The sequence below is a fragment of the Mesorhizobium australafricanum genome, from assembly GCF_033977265.1.
GTDB classification, from domain to species: domain Bacteria; phylum Pseudomonadota; class Alphaproteobacteria; order Rhizobiales; family Rhizobiaceae; genus Mesorhizobium; species Mesorhizobium australafricanum.
In genome coordinates this window covers 128,281-147,250 of the sequence record NZ_JAVIIT010000010.1, presented here as the reverse complement: position 1 = coordinate 147,250, position 18,970 = coordinate 128,281, and the positions used below count along the sequence as shown (strand labels likewise).

General features: G+C 63.5%; 16 protein-coding genes. 13 read left to right on the top strand and 3 right to left on the bottom strand.

All coding sequences use genetic code 11. The features are described from left to right. Positions 1-31: 31 nt before the first annotated feature. The 3 genes from xdhB to uraH are packed head-to-tail and all read right to left on the bottom strand — an operon-like array spanning position 32 to position 4,254. Complete coding sequence (gene xdhB, locus RFM98_RS20350; RefSeq protein WP_320310547.1) at positions 32-2,395, bottom strand: xanthine dehydrogenase molybdopterin binding subunit; 2,364 nt, start codon at positions 2,393-2,395, stop codon at positions 32-34. After that, positions 2,395-3,876: a xanthine dehydrogenase small subunit gene (gene xdhA / locus RFM98_RS20345; protein ID WP_320310546.1), complete on the bottom strand. Its 1,482-nt coding sequence runs from the start codon at positions 3,874-3,876 to the stop codon at positions 2,395-2,397. The genes xdhB and xdhA overlap by 1 nt, the downstream gene beginning before the upstream one ends. Before the next feature lie 3 nt (positions 3,877-3,879). Next, positions 3,880-4,254: a hydroxyisourate hydrolase gene (gene uraH, locus RFM98_RS20340; protein ID WP_320212969.1), complete on the bottom strand. Its 375-nt coding sequence runs from the start codon at positions 4,252-4,254 to the stop codon at positions 3,880-3,882. A gap of 177 nt (positions 4,255-4,431) precedes the next feature. Between uraH and puuE the strand changes: the two genes are divergently transcribed. The 13 genes from puuE (at position 4,432) to RFM98_RS20275 (ending at position 18,752) form a co-directional block, all read left to right on the top strand. Continuing rightward, the gene (puuE, locus tag RFM98_RS20335; RefSeq protein ID WP_320310545.1) at positions 4,432-5,856 is read left to right on the top strand and encodes an allantoinase PuuE; all 1,425 of its coding nucleotides are present in this window, start codon (positions 4,432-4,434) and stop codon (positions 5,854-5,856) included. Between the two features lie 14 nt (positions 5,857-5,870). Next, a complete protein-coding gene (locus RFM98_RS20330; RefSeq protein ID WP_320310544.1) occupies positions 5,871-6,731 on the top strand; it encodes a bifunctional allantoicase/(S)-ureidoglycine aminohydrolase in 861 nt (286 codons plus the stop codon). Next, entirely contained in the window at positions 6,728-7,219 is a 492-nt protein-coding gene (locus tag RFM98_RS20325) for an ureidoglycolate lyase (protein ID WP_320310543.1), read from the top strand. Before RFM98_RS20330 ends, RFM98_RS20325 begins: the two co-directional genes overlap by 4 nt. 15 nt (positions 7,220-7,234) lie before the next feature. Continuing rightward, a complete protein-coding gene (locus RFM98_RS20320; RefSeq protein ID WP_320310542.1) occupies positions 7,235-7,828 on the top strand; it encodes a nucleoside deaminase in 594 nt (197 codons plus the stop codon). 52 nt (positions 7,829-7,880) lie between these two features. Then, on the top strand, positions 7,881-8,186 hold the full coding sequence (locus RFM98_RS20315; protein WP_320310541.1) for a type II toxin-antitoxin system MqsR family toxin: 306 nt from the start codon (positions 7,881-7,883) through the stop codon (positions 8,184-8,186). Positions 8,187-8,189: 3 nt separating this feature from the next. Further along, complete coding sequence (locus RFM98_RS20310; RefSeq protein ID WP_320310540.1) at positions 8,190-8,600, top strand: type II toxin-antitoxin system MqsA family antitoxin; 411 nt, start codon at positions 8,190-8,192, stop codon at positions 8,598-8,600. 80 nt (positions 8,601-8,680) lie between these two features. Then, entirely contained in the window at positions 8,681-10,666 is a 1,986-nt protein-coding gene (locus RFM98_RS20305) for a CocE/NonD family hydrolase (protein ID WP_320310539.1), read from the top strand. Between the two features lie 147 nt (positions 10,667-10,813). Next, positions 10,814-12,403, top strand: a complete 1,590-nt coding sequence (locus tag RFM98_RS20300; protein WP_320212961.1) for an ABC transporter substrate-binding protein — start codon at positions 10,814-10,816, stop codon at positions 12,401-12,403. A gap of 100 nt (positions 12,404-12,503) precedes the next feature. Continuing rightward, positions 12,504-13,463, top strand: coding sequence for an ABC transporter permease (locus tag RFM98_RS20295; RefSeq protein ID WP_320310538.1), 960 nt, complete (start codon positions 12,504-12,506; stop codon positions 13,461-13,463). A gap of 58 nt (positions 13,464-13,521) precedes the next feature. Further along, positions 13,522-14,343 carry an ABC transporter permease gene (locus RFM98_RS20290; protein ID WP_320212959.1) on the top strand — a complete coding sequence of 274 codons (822 nt, stop codon included), beginning with the start codon at positions 13,522-13,524 and terminating at the stop codon, positions 14,341-14,343. Then, a complete protein-coding gene (locus RFM98_RS20285; protein WP_320310537.1) occupies positions 14,343-16,034 on the top strand; it encodes an ABC transporter ATP-binding protein in 1,692 nt (563 codons plus the stop codon). Before RFM98_RS20290 ends, RFM98_RS20285 begins: the two co-directional genes overlap by 1 nt. A gap of 207 nt (positions 16,035-16,241) precedes the next feature. Next, positions 16,242-17,831: an ABC transporter substrate-binding protein gene (locus tag RFM98_RS20280; protein WP_320310536.1), complete on the top strand. Its 1,590-nt coding sequence runs from the start codon at positions 16,242-16,244 to the stop codon at positions 17,829-17,831. Positions 17,832-17,912: 81 nt separating this feature from the next. Continuing rightward, positions 17,913-18,752 (top strand): alkaline phosphatase family protein, encoded by an 840-nt coding sequence (locus RFM98_RS20275; protein WP_320310535.1) that lies wholly within the window; start codon positions 17,913-17,915, stop codon positions 18,750-18,752. Positions 18,753-18,970 lie beyond the last annotated feature (218 nt).

The following is an 18,970-nucleotide window of genomic DNA, read 5'->3' as shown; positions in this document are numbered from 1 at the left end:
TTTGCGCCCCGATTTGCACGTTTAGCCGGATTCAGGCCGGCTTCGCGGCTTCCCGCTTCAGCCGCTCGATCGCCATCAGCACCCGTTCCGGCGTGGCCGGCGCGTCGAGGCGCGGGCAGATCTTGTGGTCGGCCACACTGGCCACCGCGTCCGACAGCGCATGCAGCACTGACATGCCATGCGGCAGCGGAGGCTCGCCCACCGCCTTGGAGCGGTGGATGGTCGGCTCATAGGCCGACGACCAGTCCGTCAGCTTGACGTTGAATATTTTCGGCCGGTCGGAGGCGAGCGGGATCTTGTAGGTCGATGGCGCATGCGTGCGCAGCCGGCCGCTGTCGTCCCACCACAATTCCTCCGTCGTCAGCCAGCCCATGCCCTGGATGAAGCCGCCCTCGATCTGGCCGAGGTCGATCGCCCGGTTCAGCGAGCGGCCGGCATCGTGCAGGATATCGGTGCGCTCGACGACATATTCGCCGGTCAGGGTATCGACCGAGACTTCCGAACAGGCCGCTCCATAGGCGTAGTAGTAGAAGGCATGGCCGCGACCCTTGCTGCGATCCCAATGAATTTTCGGCGTCTTGTAGAAGCCGGCCGCCGAAAGCTGGATGCGGGCGATATAAGCCTGCTTGACCAGATCGTTGAAGGTCACTTCCTGATTGCCGACGCGTACACGGTTGGGCAGGAAGACGATCTGATCGAGGGGAACCTGGTATTTGTCGGCGGCGAAATCGGTCAGCCGCTTGCGGATCTGGCGGGCGGCATCCTGCGCCGCCATGCCGTTGAGGTCGGCGCCTGAGGATGCGGCCGTCGGCGAGGTGTTCGGCACCTTGGCGGTGGTGGTCGCGGTGATCTTGACCCGGTCAAGATCGATCTGGAACTCCTCGGCGACGACCTGCGCCACCTTGAGATGCAGGCCCTGGCCCATCTCGGTGCCGCCATGGTTCATATGCACCGAGCCATCGGCGTAGACATGCACCAATGCGCCGGCCTGGTTGGCCTCCGTCTTGGTGAAGGAGATGCCGAACTTGACCGGCGTCATCGCCAACCCGCGCTTGATGAAGCGGCTGTTGGCGTTGAAGGCGCTGATCTCGCGGCGGCGCCGCGCATAGTTCGAGCTTTCCTCCAGCTCCGCCACGATGCGCTGAATGATGCAGTCCTCGACCCTCTGGTGATAGGGCGTGACGCAGCGCTCACCGATAGCCTCCATCGGGTCGTAAAAATTCAGCTTGCGGATTTCGAGCGAGTCCTTGCCGACGGCGAAGGCGACCTCGTCGATGATGCGCTCGGCGCCGACCATGCCCTGTGGGCCGCCAAAACCGCGAAAGGCGGTGTTGGAGACGGTGTTGGTGTAGAGCGGCGCCGATTTCGCATGCACCGCCGGGTAGAAATAGGCGTTGTCGCAGTGGAACAGCGCGCGGTCGCCGACCGGGCCGGACAGATCGGCGGAGAAGCCGCAGCGCAGCGCATAGGTGAAGTCGACACCGAGGATGTTGCCCTCGTCGTCGAAGCCTACTTCATAATCGATCACGAAATCATGTCGCTTGCCGGTCGCGGTCATGTCTTCGTCGCGGTCGAGCCTGATTTTCACCGCGCGCTTCAATTTCTTGGCGGCGATCGCGGCGATTGCGGCGCATTGGTTGGCTTGAGTTTCCTTGCCGCCGAAACCGCCGCCCATGCGGCGCACCTCGACCGTTACGGCATGGCTCGGCACGCCGAGCGCGTGGGCGACCAGGTGCTGCGTCTCGCTCGGACCCTGTGTCGAGCAATAGACGATGACCTCGTCATCCTCACCGGGGATGGCCAGCGAGACCTGACCCTCGAGATAGAAATGGTCCTGGCCGCCGAGCCACATGCGGCTCTTGATGCGCCGGGGTGCCGCTGCGATCACCGCCGCGGCGTCGCCGCGTTTCAGGATCAGCGGCGTGGTGACCTGCTTGTCCTTGACCGGGTCGAGATCCCAGATGTCGATGACGGCCGCAAGCTCGTCATACTCGATTCTGGCCAAACGCGCGGCGCGGCGCGCCTCCTCGCGCGTCTCGGCAACCACGGCGAAGATCGGCTGTCCGTAAAACTGCACCTTGTCTTCGGCGAGCACCGGATCGTCATGCATATTGCTCGGCGAAACGTCGTTCTCGCCGGGCACGTCTGCATAGGTCAGCACGTCGACGACGCCGGGCGCCGTGCGCACGGCCGACAGGTCGACGCTTTTCAGGGTGCCGTGCGCGACTTTCGACAGACCAAGGCCGACATGCAACGTGCCGGCGGGCTCCGGCATGTCGTCGATATAGACGGCGGTGCCGCTGACATGCTTGTGCGCGGAATCGTGCCGCTGATCGGTGGCGACGCCGCCAACGATTTTTTCCGCCTTGAGATTGGGGGTGGCGTGCTTGTTCATCAGGCCGCCTCGTTGCGTGATATCTGGAACGGCGCCTTCGTTCCTGTCGTCTCGACATAAAAGCGCAGCAAGAGGTTCTTTGCCGCCAGCGCCCGGTATTCAGCGGTCGCCCGCATGTCGGTCAGCGGCGTGAAATCCTTGGCATATTCGGCCATCGCGGCCTCCACCGTCGCTTCGTTCCAGACCTTGCCGATCAGCGCATTCTCAACCGCCGTGGCGCGCTTCGGGGTCGCGGCCATGCCGCCATAGGCAATGCGGATATCGGCCACGGTGCCGTCCTTGGCCAAGGTCAGATGGAAGGCGCCGAGCGTCGCGGTGATGTCCTCGTCACGGCGCTTGGTCACCTTGTAGACGGCAAACTTTTCGCCCTTTGCCGGCACGGGCACATGGACTGCTTCGACGAACTCGCCGGGCTGACGATCCTGCTTGCCATAGGCGATGAAGAAGGTTTCGAGCGGGATCGTGCGGCGGTCCTTACCCTTGCGCAGGGTGAGCCGCGCGCCAAGCGCGATCAGCGGCGGCGGCGTGTCGCCGATCGGCGAGCCGTTGGCGATGTTGCCGCCGATCGTGCCCATGTTGCGCACCTGCTCGCCGCCGATGCGGTCGACCAGAGGGCCCAAGGGGGGGATGCGCTTCGACAGCGTCTCGAACGCTTCGGTGTAGGTGACGCCGGCGCCGATGGTGATAACGCCATCTTTCTCCGACATCGCGCGCAGGCCGTCGAGACCGCCGATGAAGATCGCCGGCGAGATGTCGCGCATGTGCTTGGTGACCCATAGGCCGACATCGGTCGAGCCGGCGACGATGATGGCGCCCGGCTCCTTCTCGAGCGCGGCGGCGAAATCGTCGACGTCAGCCGGCACGATCAGCCGCTTCCTGGCCGATCCGACCTCGACCCTGGCGCCGTCGCGCAGCGCTTCCAGCCGAGCGGTAATGTCCTTGCGTTCCACCGCCAGCGGGTCCTTCGCCGCCTTGCCGTAGCTCGAAATGGCACGAGCGGCGCGCATGATCGCCTCATAACCGGTGCAGCGGCAGAGATTGCCCTGCAGCGCCTTTTCGATCGCCGCATCGGACGGGTTGGGTGTCCTCATCCACAGCGCATAGAGCGACATGATGAAGCCCGGCGTGCAGAAGCCGCATTGCGAGCCGTGGAAATCGACCATCGCCTGCTGCACCGGATGCAGTTTTTCGCCATCGCCGCGCAAATGTTCCACAGTCACGACGTGCGTGCCGTCGAGCGAGCCCATGAAGCGGATGCAGGCATTGACGCTCTCGTAGACCAGGCCTTCGACGGAGAGCTTGCCCACCAGCACCGTGCAGGCACCGCAATCGCCTTCGGCGCAGCCTTCCTTGGTGCCACGCAGCGAACGGCTGAGCCGCAGCCAGTCGAGCAGCGTTACATCGGGCGCGACGTCACCGAGCGCGACGTCAGTGCCATTCAGAATGAAACGAATCTCGTTGCGGATCTTGGTGTCTGCCATGTCTCAGCTCCCCCGATAGGTCGAGTAGCCATAGGGCGAAATCAAGAGCGGCACATGATAGTGCCGCTCTTCCGCCATGCCGAAGCGGATCGGCACGATATCGAGGAAAGCGGGTTGCGGCAGGCTGTTACCCTGCCCGCGCAGATAATCACCGGCAGCGAAAACCAGCTCATACTCACCGGTGCGGAAATCGGCACCGGCAAGCAGCGGCGCATCGCAGCGGCCGTCATCGTTGGTGGCAACGGTCTTGAGATGCGTGCGGCTCTGGCCCTCGATGCGGAAAAGCCCGATCGACAGGCCCTTTGCCGGCCGGCCGGTCGCCGTGTCGAGCACATGGGTCGTCAGGCGCCCGCCATCGGCTTTCGACGTTTCTGCCACTGGCCGCCTCCCATCTCGGTACAGTTCAACGTTTTCAAGTCAATTGTGCGCCAATTAAAGGCGATGCATAAGCCCGGGTCGAGCGGAGTGCGGCAAAAAGCACTTTCAAAAATTTTCGGGGGAATGCAGCAGCACTCCTTTCGATATCTTCAACGCAACAATCGGGCAGGAGCGGCAATGCGTTACGACAGGGACATGCGCGGTTACGGGGCCAATCCGCCGGACCCGAAATGGCCCGGCGGGGCGTATGTCGCGGTGCAGTTCGTCGTCAACTATGAAGAAGGCGGCGAGAATTGCGTGCTGCATGGCGACAAGGCTTCTGAAGCCTTCCTTTCTGAGATCGTCGGGGCGGCTCCCTGGGTCGGCCAGCGCCACTGGAATATGGAATCGATCTATGAATACGGCGCCCGCGCCGGCTTCTGGCGGCTCCACCGTCTGTTCACCGAAGCGCAGGTGCCGGTAACCTGCTACGGCGTCGCGACCGCGCTCGCCCGCTCGCCCGACCAGGTCGCGGCGATGCAGGAAGCCGGCTGGGAGATCGCCTCGCACGGGCTGAAATGGATCGACTATCGCGACCATGCGGCCGAGGACGAGCGGCGCGATCTCGAAGAGACGATCCGGCTGCATTACGAGGTGACCGGCGCGCGCCCGACCGGCTGGTACACCGGCCGCACCTCGGTCAACACGGTGCGGCTCGTCGCCGAGGAAGGCGGCTTCGACTACGTGTCCGACACCTATGACGACGAACTGCCCTACTGGTTCGACCGCGACGGGCTGGAGAAGCCGCAGCTCATCATCCCTTACACGCTCGATGCCAACGACATGCGTTTTGCCACGCCGCAGGGCTTCAACTCCGGCGACCAGTTCTTCGCCTATCTGAAGGATAGCTTCGACACGCTCTATGCCGAGGGCAAGGCGGGTAGGCCGCGCATGATGAATATCGGCCTGCATTGCCGGCTGGTCGGCCGCCCGGGCCGCGTCGCGGCGCTGAAGCGCTTCGTCGACTATGTGAAATCGCATGACAAAGTGTGGCTGACGCGGCGCATCGACATCGCCAGGCACTGGCGCGAAACGCATCCTTACGAGGCTCCGGCGCTGCGCCCGTCGCGGATGACGTTCGAGGAGTTCGTGCATGCCTTCGGCGGCGTGTTCGAACATTCGCCGTGGATCGCCGAGCGCGCCTACGAATTGGAGCTTGGACCGGCGCATGACAGCGCGGGCGGCCTGCACAACGCGCTCTGCCGCATCTTTCGCGCAGCAACGGAAGCCGAGCGGCTTTCCGTGCTCAACGCCCACCCGGACCTTGCCGGCAAGCTGGCCAACGCCAAGCGCCTGACGCCTGAATCGGCCAAGGAACAAGCCTCCGTCGGGCTCGATGCGCTGACCGACAAGGAGCGCGAATTGTTCTCCAAGCTCAACGCCGCCTACGTCACCACCTTCGGCTTCCCCTTCATCATCGCCGTCAAGGGCAAGACCAAGGACGAAATCCTGGCGGAGTTCGAGGCGCGGATCGGCAACAGCCGCGGCACCGAGTTCGAAACCGCCTGCCATCAGGTCGAACGCATCGCGCTGCTTCGACTGAAAGACATGCTGCCGCAATAACGCCAGGGATCCCCATGGATATGATCAAGACGTCCGAGCGAACCTATTATGCGCCGCATGGCGGCCATTCCGGCCAGAACGAGCTTTTGACCGGCCGCGCCGTCTTCACCGAAGCCTATGCGGTCATCCCCAAGGGGGTGATGCAGGACATCGTCACCAGTCCGCTGCCGTTCTGGGACGAGACGAGGGCCTGGATCATCGCAAGGCCGCTCTCGGGCTTCGCCGAGACGTTCTCGCAATATATCGTCGAGGTTCTGCCTGGCGGCGGCAGCGACCGGCCGGAACTCGACGCGGGCGCCGAGGGTGTGCTGTTTGTCGTCGAGGGCGAGCTCACCGTATCGCTTGCCGGCAAAAAACATGTGCTTGCCCCCGGTGGCTTCGCCTTCCTGCCCCCGGCGAGCGGCTGGACGGTGCGCAACGAAAGCGGCGCCGCCGTCCGCTTCCACTGGATCCGCAAGGCCTATGAGGCCGTCGAGGGTATCGACGTGCCGGAGGCCTTCTTCTCGAGCGACCGGCAGGTGGCGCCGAGCCCGATGCCCGGCACCGAAGGCCGCTGGGCCACGACGCGCTTCGTCGACCCGGCCGACATGCGCCACGACATGCACGTCACCATCGTCACGCTCGAACCGGGCGCGGTCATTCCCTTCGCCGAAACCCACGTCATGGAGCACGGGCTCTATGTGCTCGAAGGCAAGGCGGTGTACCGCCTCAACCAGGACTGGGTCGAGGTCGAGGCGGGCGATTTCATGTGGCTGCGCGCCTTCTGCCCGCAGGCCTGCTACGCCGGCGGCCCAGGCAACTTCCGCTACCTGCTCTACAAGGACGTCAACCGTCACGCCAAGCTTGGCGGCGCGCATGGGGGTCTGGCGCGGTGACCCGCATCGTCGCCCAGCCGCTGAGCCGCGAAACCTTCGCGCCCTTCGGCGACGTCATCGATATGGGCGGCGACAACCGCTACCCGATCAATGGCGGCAAGGCGATGCGCTATCACGACCTCGCCACCGCCGAGGCGATGGGACCGAATGCGCGGGTGCTGATTTCCATGGTGCGCGGAACGCCTTACGAAATGCCGCTGAAGCTCACCATGGTCGAGCGCCATCCGCTCGGCAGCCAGGCATTCATCCCGCTGTCGCCGCGGCCCTTCCTGGTCGTTGTCTGCCATGACACCAAGGACGGGCCAGGCGAGCCGCACGCCTTCATCGCCGCGCCCGGACAAGGCATCAACTACCGCCGTAACCTCTGGCACGGCGTGCTGACGCCGATCGGCGAGGAACAGGATTTCCTCATCGTCGACCGCGGCGGCGAGGGCTCCAATCTCGAAGAGTTTCATTTCTCGCATCCGTACGAGATCCACCTTCCCTGAAAGCTTCCGATTCATATGACCGACGTTTCGCTGATCGACCGCCTGCTCGACGTGATCGAGCATGACATCGTGCCCAAGACCGCCGAAGGCGTTGCCCATGGCAACAAGCTGTTCGGGGCCGCCATTCTGAGGAAGGGTGACCGCTCGCTGGTGCTGGCCGAAACCAACAACGAGATGGAAAATCCGCTCTGGCATGGCGAGGTGCACTGCCTGAAGCGTTTTTACGAAATGCCCAAGGCCGAGCGCGTCGATACCAAGGATGCGCTGTTCGTCGCCACGCACGAACCCTGCTCGCTCTGCCTGTCGGCCATCACCTGGACCGGCTTCGACAATTTCTACTATCTCTTCAGCCACGAGGATTCGCGCGACAGTTTTGCTATCCCGCATGACCTGAAGATTTTGAAAGAGGTCTTCACCCTCGACCCCGGCGGCTACAATGCCGAGAACGCCTATTGGAAAAGCTTCTCAATCCGCCGGCTGGTGCGCGCTTTGCCCGAGGCGGAACGCAGGCGGCTGGAGGCCCGCATCGACAGGATCTCGGCGCGCTACGACGAATTGTCGGGCACGTATCAGTCGAGCAAAGCGGATAACGACATCCCGCTGAACTGAGCCCAGTTCAACTGCTGCTTGAATTGCCACCTTTATGGTGGCATACTAGGCTATGGAGAAACTCAGGCCCACGTACGATCTTGACGCGATCAAGACGACGTTTGGGTCTGTTGATACGCTGGCTATTACGGCGTCTGCGCTACGAGACGCAGTTGGCGTCGGCTTCGATCGCGCCGGTATTGTCGAAGTGATCGGCGGCATGACGCGGAAGATGTTCGTGAAGTCGATGACGACCTTCGCTGATCACCGCGTCTGGCAGGACGTCTATCACGTGCCGGCGCGTGGCTTGCTTCTCTATGTGAAATTTCAGGCGGATGTCGTGACCGAATTTACGGTCATGGCATTCAAGGAGAAATGACCCATGGCAAGAGAAACCAGTGAAACCATGATCTCTCCCGAAACCGGAGAGACGCTGACGCGCAGCGTGCGTCCGTTCACCGTGACCTACAAGAGCGAGAGCATTACGGTCGACCTGCCCGGCTACTATCCGGCATCGGATGGCGAAAGCGTGCATGTCGGGGACGACATGATTGCCGTCGATGCGGCGCTCCGCCTCCTCAAGGAGAAGATCGACGGTGTCCCAGCTCCGGCAACCATCCGGCGCATGCGCACAAAGCTCAAGCTGTCCCAGCGCGAGGCCGGGTCCCTGTTCAAGGTCGGCGAGAATGCTTTCGACAAATATGAAAGAGGCCTTATCGAGCCGAGTGGCCCGACCATTCAGCTGATGACATTGCTCGAAAAACACCCCGAATTGGTCGACGAATTGCGCTAACGGCCCAGGTCGCAATTTTTGATGCTCCAGTCGCGAATGGCGATTGAAAGTCGCCACGCTGCGTAGCGTTATGCACGGCCATGAAAACCGTCACCGAATTTCCCCGCAAGGTCGTCGAGTTCCCTGACATGGGCATTGTCATGCCGGATGGCTGCCGCTTGTCGGCGCGCATCTGGATGCCCGAGGACGCGACCGACAATCCGGTGCCGGCAATCCTCGAGCACCTGCCTTACCGCAAGCGCGACGGCACCATCTTCCGCGACCAGCTCACCCATCCCTATTTCGCCGGGCACGGCTACGCGTCGATCCGGGTCGACATGCGCGGCAATGGCGATTCCGAAGGGCTGATGGACGACGAATATTCCGAGCAGGAATTGCAGGATGCCTGCGACGTCGTCGCCTGGGCGGCGGCGCAGCCCTGGTGCAACGGCAATGTCGGCATGATGGGCATTTCCTGGGGTGGCTTCAACTGCCTTCAGGTGGCTGCCAAGCAGCCGCCGGCGCTGAAGGCGGTGATCAGCCTCTGCTCGACCGTCGACCGCTATGCCGACGACATCCACTACAAGGGCGGCTGCCTGCTCTTGGAGAATTTCGGCTGGGCCTCGACGATGCTGTCCTACTCGTCGCGGCCGCCGGATCCGGCGATTGCCGGCGGCAACCGCTGGCGCGATCTTTGGCTCAGCCGGCTCGAAAACCAGCCTTTCCTGTTGCCGCTCTGGCTCAGCCACCAGCATCGCGACGCCTATTGGAAACGCGGCTCGATCTGCGAGGATTTTTCGGCGGTCAAAGCGGCCGTGCTGTCGATCGGCGGCTGGCACGACGGCTACCGCAACACGATCTCCAACCTCGTCACCGGCATCCAATCGCCGGTCAAAGGCATCGTCGGCCCCTGGATCCACAAATACCCGCATTACGCCGGGCCCAGTCCAGCCATCGGCTTCCTGCAGGAAGCGTTGCGCTGGTGGGACCGCTGGCTGAAGGACACAGAAACGGGCGTCGAGACCGATCCGGACTACCGCGCCTATGTCATGGACAGCGTGCGGCCGGCGCGCTGGCATCCCGAGCGGCCGGGTCGCTGGGTGGCGGAACAGGAATGGCCATCTTCCAACATCAAGATCGAGGCGATCGACCTCATTTCCGCGGGCGCAAGGCCTTCGATCGTCGCTTCGCCGCAGACCTGCGGACTTGCCGGCGGCGAATATTTTCCCTTCACCTTCGGGCCGGAACTGCCGGGCGACCAGCGCCCAGACGACGCGCTCTGCGTATGCTTCGACCGACCGGAACTTGGCGAGGCGATCGACATTGTAGGAGCGCCGGAACTTGAGGTCCGGGTCGCCGCCGATCGGCCCCAGGCCAACATTGCGGTGCGCCTCTGCGACGTGCATCCCGACGGCGCCTCGGAACTGATCTCCTATGGCGTGCTCAATCTGACCCACCGCAATTCGCATGAATTCCCGCAAGCGCTCGTCCCCGGCGAGACAGTTTCGGCACGCGTCGTGCTCGACCAGTGCGCCTACCGGGTGCCTGCCGGCCACAAATTGCGCATCGCCGTCTCGACCGCCTACTGGCCGATGATTTGGCCCTCGCCGGAGCCGGTACGGCTTGATCTCGCAAAGGCGACGCTGAAGCTGCCGCTGCGCCCGCTGGCGAAAGGGGATGAGGTTTCGTTCCCTGAGCCGGAAGGCGCGACTGCATGGGCGACCGAGGAAATCAGACCGACCAACTCGGAACGCCACATCGATCGCGATGAGAAGACCGGCCTAGTCACCCTTTCCATAACCGACGATTTCGGCGAAGTGCGCGATCTCGACCACGGGCTGGTCAATGGCAGCATCGTGCGCGAGACATGGGCGATCCATCCCGACGACCCGCTGTCGGCCACCGGAGCCACGCATTGGACGCAGACATTGTCGCGCAACGAATGGTCGGTGCGGACCGAGACCTTTGCCCGGATGCGATCGGACGCCGGGAACTTCATCGTCAGCGCCAGAATCGAAGCCTATGAGGGCGAAAAACTGGTCTCCGAACGCGACTTCGAGCAGACGATTCCCCGCTCTCTGGTTTGAGTCGGGCGAGATTGGTCCAAACGAGACGTGCGATTTACGCCACGGTATGTCGCATTCGGTCTTGCCTGCTGCTTTCCCTTACGGTCATTATCCCCTCCAATAGCAAGAAACGACCATAAGGTCGGATACCCAGAGTGAGGAACCATAATGTCCAACGAACTCGACTATCTCAGCCGGCGAGTCGCTGCCGGAAAGCTTAGCCGTCGCGACTTTCTCGGCCGCGCCGCGGCGCTCGGCGTCGCAGCCACCGTTGCCAACTCGATGCTCTCCAGCGCCGTGCGCGCTGCCGGCCCGGTCAAGGGCGGCACGCTGAAGGCCGGCCTGCAGGGCGGCGAATCCACCAACAGCCTCGATCCGGCGACCTTCCTTAGCCAGGTTCCGTTCGCTTTCGGCAAGTGCTGGGGCGAAACACTGGTCGAGCTCGCGCCGGGCGGCGGCGTCGAATATCGCATCGCCGAGGAGATTGGATCTTCGGACGACGCCAAGACCTGGACGATGAAGATCCGCAAGGGCGTCCAGTTCCACAACGGCAAGGAAGTGACGCCGGACGACGTGGTGGCGACGCTGAAGCGCCACAGCGACGAGAAGTCCAAGTCGGGCGCGCTCGGCGTTCTGAAGAGCATCGACACCATCAAGACCGATGGCGGCAATGTCGTGGTCACGCTGAAAGACCCGAATGCCGACATGCCTTATCTGATGGCGGATTATCACCTGATCATCCAGCCGAATGGCGGCATGGACAAGCCGGATGCCGGCATCGGCACCGGCCCGTACAAGGTCACCACCAACCAGCCCGGCGTGAAGCATGGCGGCGAGCGTTTCGCCAATTACTGGCAGGCCGACAAATACGGCCATGCCGACCAGGTCGAGATCATCGTCGTCAACGACCCGACGGCGCGCATGGCCGCGCTCCAGGGCGGCCAGGTCAACATGATCAACCGCGTCGAGCCGAAGATCGTCGATCTCGTCAAGCGGCTGCCCGGCGTCACCATCCGCGCCGCCTCGGGCCGCGGCTTCTATCCCTTCAACATGTTCTGCGACACTGCGCCTTTCGACAACAACGACCTCAGGATGGCGCTGAAGCTCGCCATGGACCGCGAGGAGATGCTGACCAAGATCCTGCGCGGCTACGGTGAAGTCGGCAACGACATGCCGGTCAACAAGGCCTATCCGTTGTTTGCCGGCGATTTCGAGCAGCGCAAGTTCGATCCGGAAAAGGCGGCCGCGGCTTACAAGAAGTCGGGCCATAGCGGCTCGATCCTGCTGCGCACCTCCGACGTCGCCTTCCCCGGCGCCGTGGACGCCGCCCAGCTCTATCAGCAGAGCTGCGCCAAGGCCGGCATCAAGATCGAGATCAAGCGCGAGCCGGGCGACGGCTACTGGACGGAAGTCTGGAACAAGCAGCCCTTCTCGCTCTCCTACTGGGGCGGCCGCCCGACCCAGGACCAGATGTACTCGACCGCCTATCTGTCGACCGCCGACTGGAACGACACCCGCTGGAAGCGCCCGGACTTCGACAAGATGGTGCTATCCGCACGCGGCGAGCTCGACGAAGCCAAGCGCAAGAAGATCTACCGCGACATGGGCGAGATCATGCGCGACGAAGGCGGCCTGATCGTGCCGTTCTTCAACCAGTTCGTCGACGCGACCGGCAAGGGCGTCGAAGGCTGGGTCGACAACCCGGCGCAGGAACTCAGCAACGGCCATGCCCTGATCGAGTGCTGGCTGCAGGCTTGACGAAGGATAAGGGAAGGGCCGGCGCGAGTCGGCCCTTCCTGGCTTTCATGACCCGCCCGAAAGGCGGGCATCATCCCTTCTTCACCATGGCGGGTTGCCGATGTCGTCTCCGATCCTGAGATTGGTTGCTCAGCGTATCTTGCTGGGCATAGTTCTTCTATTTGCCGTTTCGGTGCTGATCTTCGCCGGCACGCAGATCCTGCCGGGCGACGTCGCCCAGGCGATCCTCGGCCAATCGGCAACGCCGGAGGCGCTGGCGAACCTGCGCCAACAGCTCGGGCTGAACGACCCGGCATGGCTGCGCTACGTGCACTGGCTCTGGGGCATCCTGCATGGCGATTTCGGCACGGCGCAGTCGAGCGGACTGGACATTGCGAGCTCGATCGGCACCCGGCTGAAGAACACGATGTTCCTGGCGGCCTGCGCGGCAATCGTCGCGGTGCCGCTGGCGATCATTCTCGGCCTGATCGCGGTGCGCTACCGCAACGGCTTCGTCGACAAGCTGATCTCCGGCCTGGCGCTTGCCTCGACCTCGTTCCCGGAATTCTTCATCGGCTATGTGCTGATCTTCGTTTTTGCCGTGCACTGGCAGATCTTCCCGAGCATCTCGACGGTGGATGACTCCACGCCTTTCCTGGAAAGGCTGCAGGCCGTGGTGCTGCCGGCCACCGCGCTGACGCTGGTGGTTCTCGCCCACATGATGCGCATGACGCGCGCGGCGATCCTCAACGTCATGCAGTCGGCCTATATCGAGACGGCTGAGCTCAAGGGGCTGAAAGCCTTCGACATCATCCGCAAGCACGCTTTCCCGAACGCGATCGCGCCGGTCGTGAACGTCGTCATGCTCAACCTCGCCTACCTCATCGTCGGCGTTGTGGTGGTCGAGGTGATCTTCGTCTATCCGGGCATGGGGCAATATCTGGTCGACCATGTCGCCAAGCGCGACGTGCCTGTGGTGCAGGCGGTCGGCCTGATCTTCGCCGCGGTCTACATCACGCTCAACATCGTCGCGGACATCGCCGCCATCGTGGCAAATCCGCGGCTGAGACATCCGAAGTGACTGGGGCATCCGAAGCGACGGGCCGGATGCGGGACGACCAGAAGGGGAACTGAGGCGAATGGCACTAAGACAAATTCCGTTCACCGCCTGGGTGGGGCTGATCCTGACCGGCGCTTTCGCGTTCTGCGCCATCTTCGCGCCCTGGGTCGCGCCCCACGGCAATGGCGAGATCGTCGGTGACGTCTGGGAGCCGATGTCGGCCGCCCATTGGCTTGGCACCGACAATCTCGGCCGCGATCTTATCTCACGCATGATCTATGGCGCGCGCATCACCATGGAGATCGCGGTGGCGGCGACGGCGCTGTCCTTCTCGCTGGGGTCGATCCTCGGTTTCTCGGCCGCGGTATTCGGCGGCTGGTTCGACACGTTGATGTCGCGCTTCGTCGACCTTTTGATGTCGATCCCGACGCTGATCTTCGGCCTCGTCGTGCTCTCGGTGCTGCCGACGAACGCGCTGACGCTGATCCTGGTCATGGGCATCCTCGATTCCACCCGCGTCTACCGCCTGTCACGCGCGGTCGCCGTCGACATCAACGTCATGGACTTCGTCGAGGCGGCGAAGCTGCGCGGCGAAGGCAAGGCCTGGATCATCTTCCGTGAGATCCTGCCCAACGCGCTGTCGCCGCTGGTGGCGGAGCTCGGCGTGCGCTTCATCTTCGCGGTGCTCTTTCTCTCGGCGCTGTCCTTCCTCGGCCTCGGCGTGCAGCCGCCGGATTCGGACTGGGGCGGCATGGTCAAGGAAAACAAGGACGGCATCGTGTTCGGCATTCCGGCGGCGCTGATCCCGGCTGCGGCGATCGCGGTGCTGGCGATCTCGGTCAACCTCGTCGCCGACTGGGTGCTCAACCGCACGACGAGTCTCAAGGGAGGACGCGGCTGATGGCTGACAATCAGGCAAAGTCAAAGTCCGGGCAGGCAAAGTCCGAGCAGACGAAATCGGGCCGGCTGCTCGACATCCGCAATCTGCGCATCGAGGCGACCGTCTATCCTCCGGGCGAGGCGCCGAAGACCATCACGCTCGTCCACGATGTCTCGCTGACGCTCGAAAAGGGCAAGGTGCTCGGCCTGATCGGCGAATCCGGCGCCGGCAAGTCGACCATCGGACTCTCGTCGATGGCCTATGGCCGCGGCGGCGTGCGCATCACCGGCGGCGAGGTGATCCTCAACGGCCGCGACATCATGAAGGTCGGCCCGAGGGGCGTGCGGGCGCTGCGCGGACGCGAGGTCTGCTATGTGGCGCAGTCGGCGGCTGCCGCCTTCAATCCGGCGCACAAGCTGATCGACCAGGTAGTCGAGGCGACCCTGCTGCACGGCACCGCAACGCGCGCCGAGGCGGAGAAGCGGGCCATTGCGCTGTTCAAGAAGCTCAGCCTTCCCAATCCGGAAACGATCGGCGAGCGCTACCCGCACCAGGTCTCCGGCGGCCAGTTGCAGCGCGTGATGACGGCGATGGCGCTCTGCTCGGAGCCCGACCTCATCGTCTTCGACGAGCCGACCACGGCGCTCGACGTGACGACGCAGATCGACGTGCTTGCGGCGATCAAGGACGCCATCCGCGACACCCATGTGGCGGCTTTGTACATCACCCACGACCTTGCCGTCGTCGCCCAGGTCTCGGACGAGATCATGGTGCTGCGCCACGGCCGGCTGGTGGAGTGGGGCGGCACGCGACAGATCATCAAGGAGCCGCGCCAGGAATACACCAACGCACTGGTCTCGGTGCATGAGATCGAACACCATGAACAGCAGCCCGGCGCAACGCCATTCCTGTCGGTGAAGAATGTCACCGCCGCCTATGGCGGCGGTCATGTCAAAGTGCTGAAGAACGTCTCGGTCGACATCTATCCCGGCCAGACGCTGGCCGTCGTCGGCGAGAGCGGCTCCGGCAAGTCGACGCTGGCACGCGCCATCACCGGGCTTTTGCCGCCGGAGGAAGGCACCGTCACCTTCGACGGCAGGCCGCTCGCCAACAGGCTTGCCGACCGGCCGAAAGAGGATCTGCGTCAGCTGCAGATGATCTACCAGATGGCCGACGTGGCGATGAACCCGCGCCAGACGGTCGGCACCATCATCGGCCGGCCGCTGGAATTCTATTTCGGCATCAAGGGACGCGAGCGCGACAAGCGCGTCGCCGAACTGCTCGACGAGATCGAGATGGGCAAGGGTTTCGTCGACCGCTATCCGGCCGAGCTTTCCGGCGGCCAGAAGCAGCGCGTCTGCATCGCCCGCTCGCTCGCCGCCAAGCCGAAGCTGATCATCTGCGACGAGGTGACATCGGCGCTCGACCCGCTGGTTGCCAACGGCATCCTGAAGCTGCTGCTCAACCTGCAGCAGCACGAAAAGGTCGCCTACCTGTTCATTACCCATGATCTGGCGACGGTTAAGTCGATCGCCGATTCGATCGCGGTGATGTATCGCGGCGAGGTGGTGCGTTACGGTGCCAAGAGCAAGGTGCTGACGCCTCCGTTCGACGCCTACACGGACCTGCTCCTGTCCTCCGTGCCGGAGATGGAAATCGGCTGGCTGGAGAAGGCGATCAAGGGCCGGCGCATGGCGAGCGCCGGAAATTAGAGCAATTCCAGGAAAAGTGTGAAACGGTTGGGTTCGGCGCCTTCGCCGTAACCTTCCGTCTGGAATTGCGTCGAAACAAAGAGATAGCCCACGAAAAGTCTGCCGCCGAGGCTGCCGCTGTCATGCGGCTGCAATAGGGAACGGGAAAGATCGCTGGCGGGCGGGTAGTGCTCGCACCGAAGTCAATTTCCGAAAAGGGGGCAGCACATGCAGACGGAACTCGAGCATCTCGCCGAACTCGCCGGCAAGGACAGGATCTCGCGCCGCGATTTCCTCGGCCGCGCGGCAGCGCTCGGCGCCTCGGCGGCGCTGGCGACGACGCTGGCCGGCAAGGCTTTTGCCGCGACCCCGGTAAAGGGCGGCATCATCAAGGCCGGCCTGCAGGGCGGTGAATCGACCAACAGCCTCGACCCGGCGCTGAACCTCAGCCAGGTGACCTACAGCTTCTGCAAGCAGTGGGGTGAATTCCTCGTGCGGCTGACGCCCGATGGCGGCGTCGAGAACCTGATCGCCGAAGAGATCGGCGCCTCCGCCGACGCCAAGACCTGGACGATGAAGATCCGCGACGGCATCGAATTCCATAACGGCAAGACGGTGACCGCGCAGGACGTCGTCGCCACGCTGGAGCGCCATGCCGACGAGAAGTCGAAATCCGGCGCGCTCGGCGTTCTGAAGAACATCAAGACCATCAAGGCCGACGGCAAGGAAGTGGTGGTCTCGCTCGGCGACGCCGATGCCGACTTCCCCTATCTGATGGCCGACTACCATTTGGTCATCCAGCCGAATGGCGGCAAGGACAACCCGAATGCCGGTATCAGCGCCGGCCCCTACAAGGTCACCGTCAACCAGCCCGGCGTGAAGCATGGCGGCGAGCGCTTCGCCAATTACTGGCGCGGCGACAAGGCCGGCCATGCCGACCAGATCGAGATCGTCGTCATCAACGATCCGACGGCACGCCTTGCCGCGTTGCAGGGCGGCCAGGTGCACCTCATCAACCGCGTCGAGCCCAAGGTGGTCGATCTGGTGAAGCGCATGCCGGGCGTCAGCATCGAGAACGTCGCCGGACGCGGTTACTACCCGTTCAACATGTTCTGCGACACCGCGCCTTTCGACAACAACGACCTCAGGATGGCGTTGAAGCTCGCGATGGACCGCGAGGAGATGCTGGACAAGATCCTGCGCGGCTATGGCTCGGTCGGCAACGACTTCCCGATCAACGAGGCCTATCCGCTGTTTTCCTCCGACATCGAGCAGCGCAAGTTCGATCCGGAAAAGGCGGCCGCGGCCTACAAGAAGTCGGGCCATAGCGGCTCGATCCTGCTGCGCACCTCGGACGTCGCCTTCCCCGGCGCGGTCGACGCCGCCCAGCTCTACCAGCAGAGCTGCGCCAAGGCCGGCATCAAGATAGAGATCAAGCGCGAGCCCGGCGACGGTTACTGGTCGGAAGTGTGGAACAGGCAGCCCTTCTCGCTCTCCTATTGGGGCGGCCGGCCGACGCAGGGCCAGATGTATTCCACCGGCTATCTGTCGACCGCCGACTGGAACGACACGCGCTTCAAGCGGCCCGAATTCGACAAGATGCTCTACACGGCGCGCGCCGAGCTGGACCAAGCCAAGCGCAAGGCGATCTATCGCGACATGGCAATGCTGATGCGCGACGAAGGCGGCCTCATCGTGCCGTTCTTCAACCAGTTCGTCGACGCCGCCAACACCAAGAAGCTCAGCGGCTGGGTGAAGAACCCGAATGGCGAGATGATGGACGGCTATGCGCTCAACGAGTGCTGGCTGAACGCCTGACATCGGGCTATCCAAAGCAGCGCCGCGTGTCCGCGCGACACGCGGCGCTTTTGTTTCGAAGAACAATCACAGGGATGTTCCGTGGCGCTCAAATCCAAACTGCTGCTCATCATCCTCGACGGCGTGCCCTACCGGAACTGGCGCCGGCTGATGGGCAATCTCGAGGGATGGGCGCAGTCGGGCGAGGCGCAGGTCTGGAAGATGCGCTCCGTGCTGCCGTCGACCTCGGCCTGCTGCTATGCCTCGATCCACACCGGTGTCACGCCGCAGGTGCACGGCATCCTGTCCAACGAGAACCGCTTTCGGGTCTCGCAGCCGGATATCTTCTCGGAAGTCCGCAGGGCCGGCGGCAGGACAGGCGCCGTGACCCATTCCTACTGGTCGGAATTCTTTCGCTCGTACCCGTTCGACCTTGTCGAGGACATGGAGTTCGACGAGCCAAGCGGGCCGATCACGCATGGCCGCTTCCACACCATGACCGGCTACAATCTCAAGAACCAGATGACGCCGAGCGACGTCGACTTGTTCGCGACGCTGACCATGCTGGCGAAGCGCCATGGCATCGACTACGGCATACTGCACACCTGCACGCTGGATTCGATGGGCCATCGCTTCGGCCATGACTGCCAGGAGATGGACCATGCCTGCTACGCCATGGATGGCATGCTTGCCGCCTTCCTGCCTTTGTGGCGCCAGGCCGGCTACGAAGTGATCGTCACCGCCGACCACGGCCAGACCGACCGCGGCCACCATGGCGGCCACGACGACGAGATGCAGGATTTCGCGCTCTATTATTTCGGACCTGCGAAGGGTCCTGAGGGCGATACATTGCTCGACCAGCTGCAGCTCGCGCCGACGGTGCTGAGCCGGCTTGGGGTGCAGATACCCGAGACGATGAAGGCGAAGGTGTTTTTGGAGTGAGCGCCTTTCCCTTCTCCCCTTGTGGGAGAAGGTGGATACGGCGCGCAGCGCCGAGACGGATGAGGGGTGTTCCAGCGGAGTGAGACGCTGGCTTTCCCTGGAGCACCCCTCATCCGTCGCCTTCGGCGCCACCTTCTCCCACAAGGGGAGAAGGCAAGACCCTCCTCTTTCAACCTCCCCGCTCTTCGGCTAGCCTCCAAGAAATCCTTGGCGGAGGG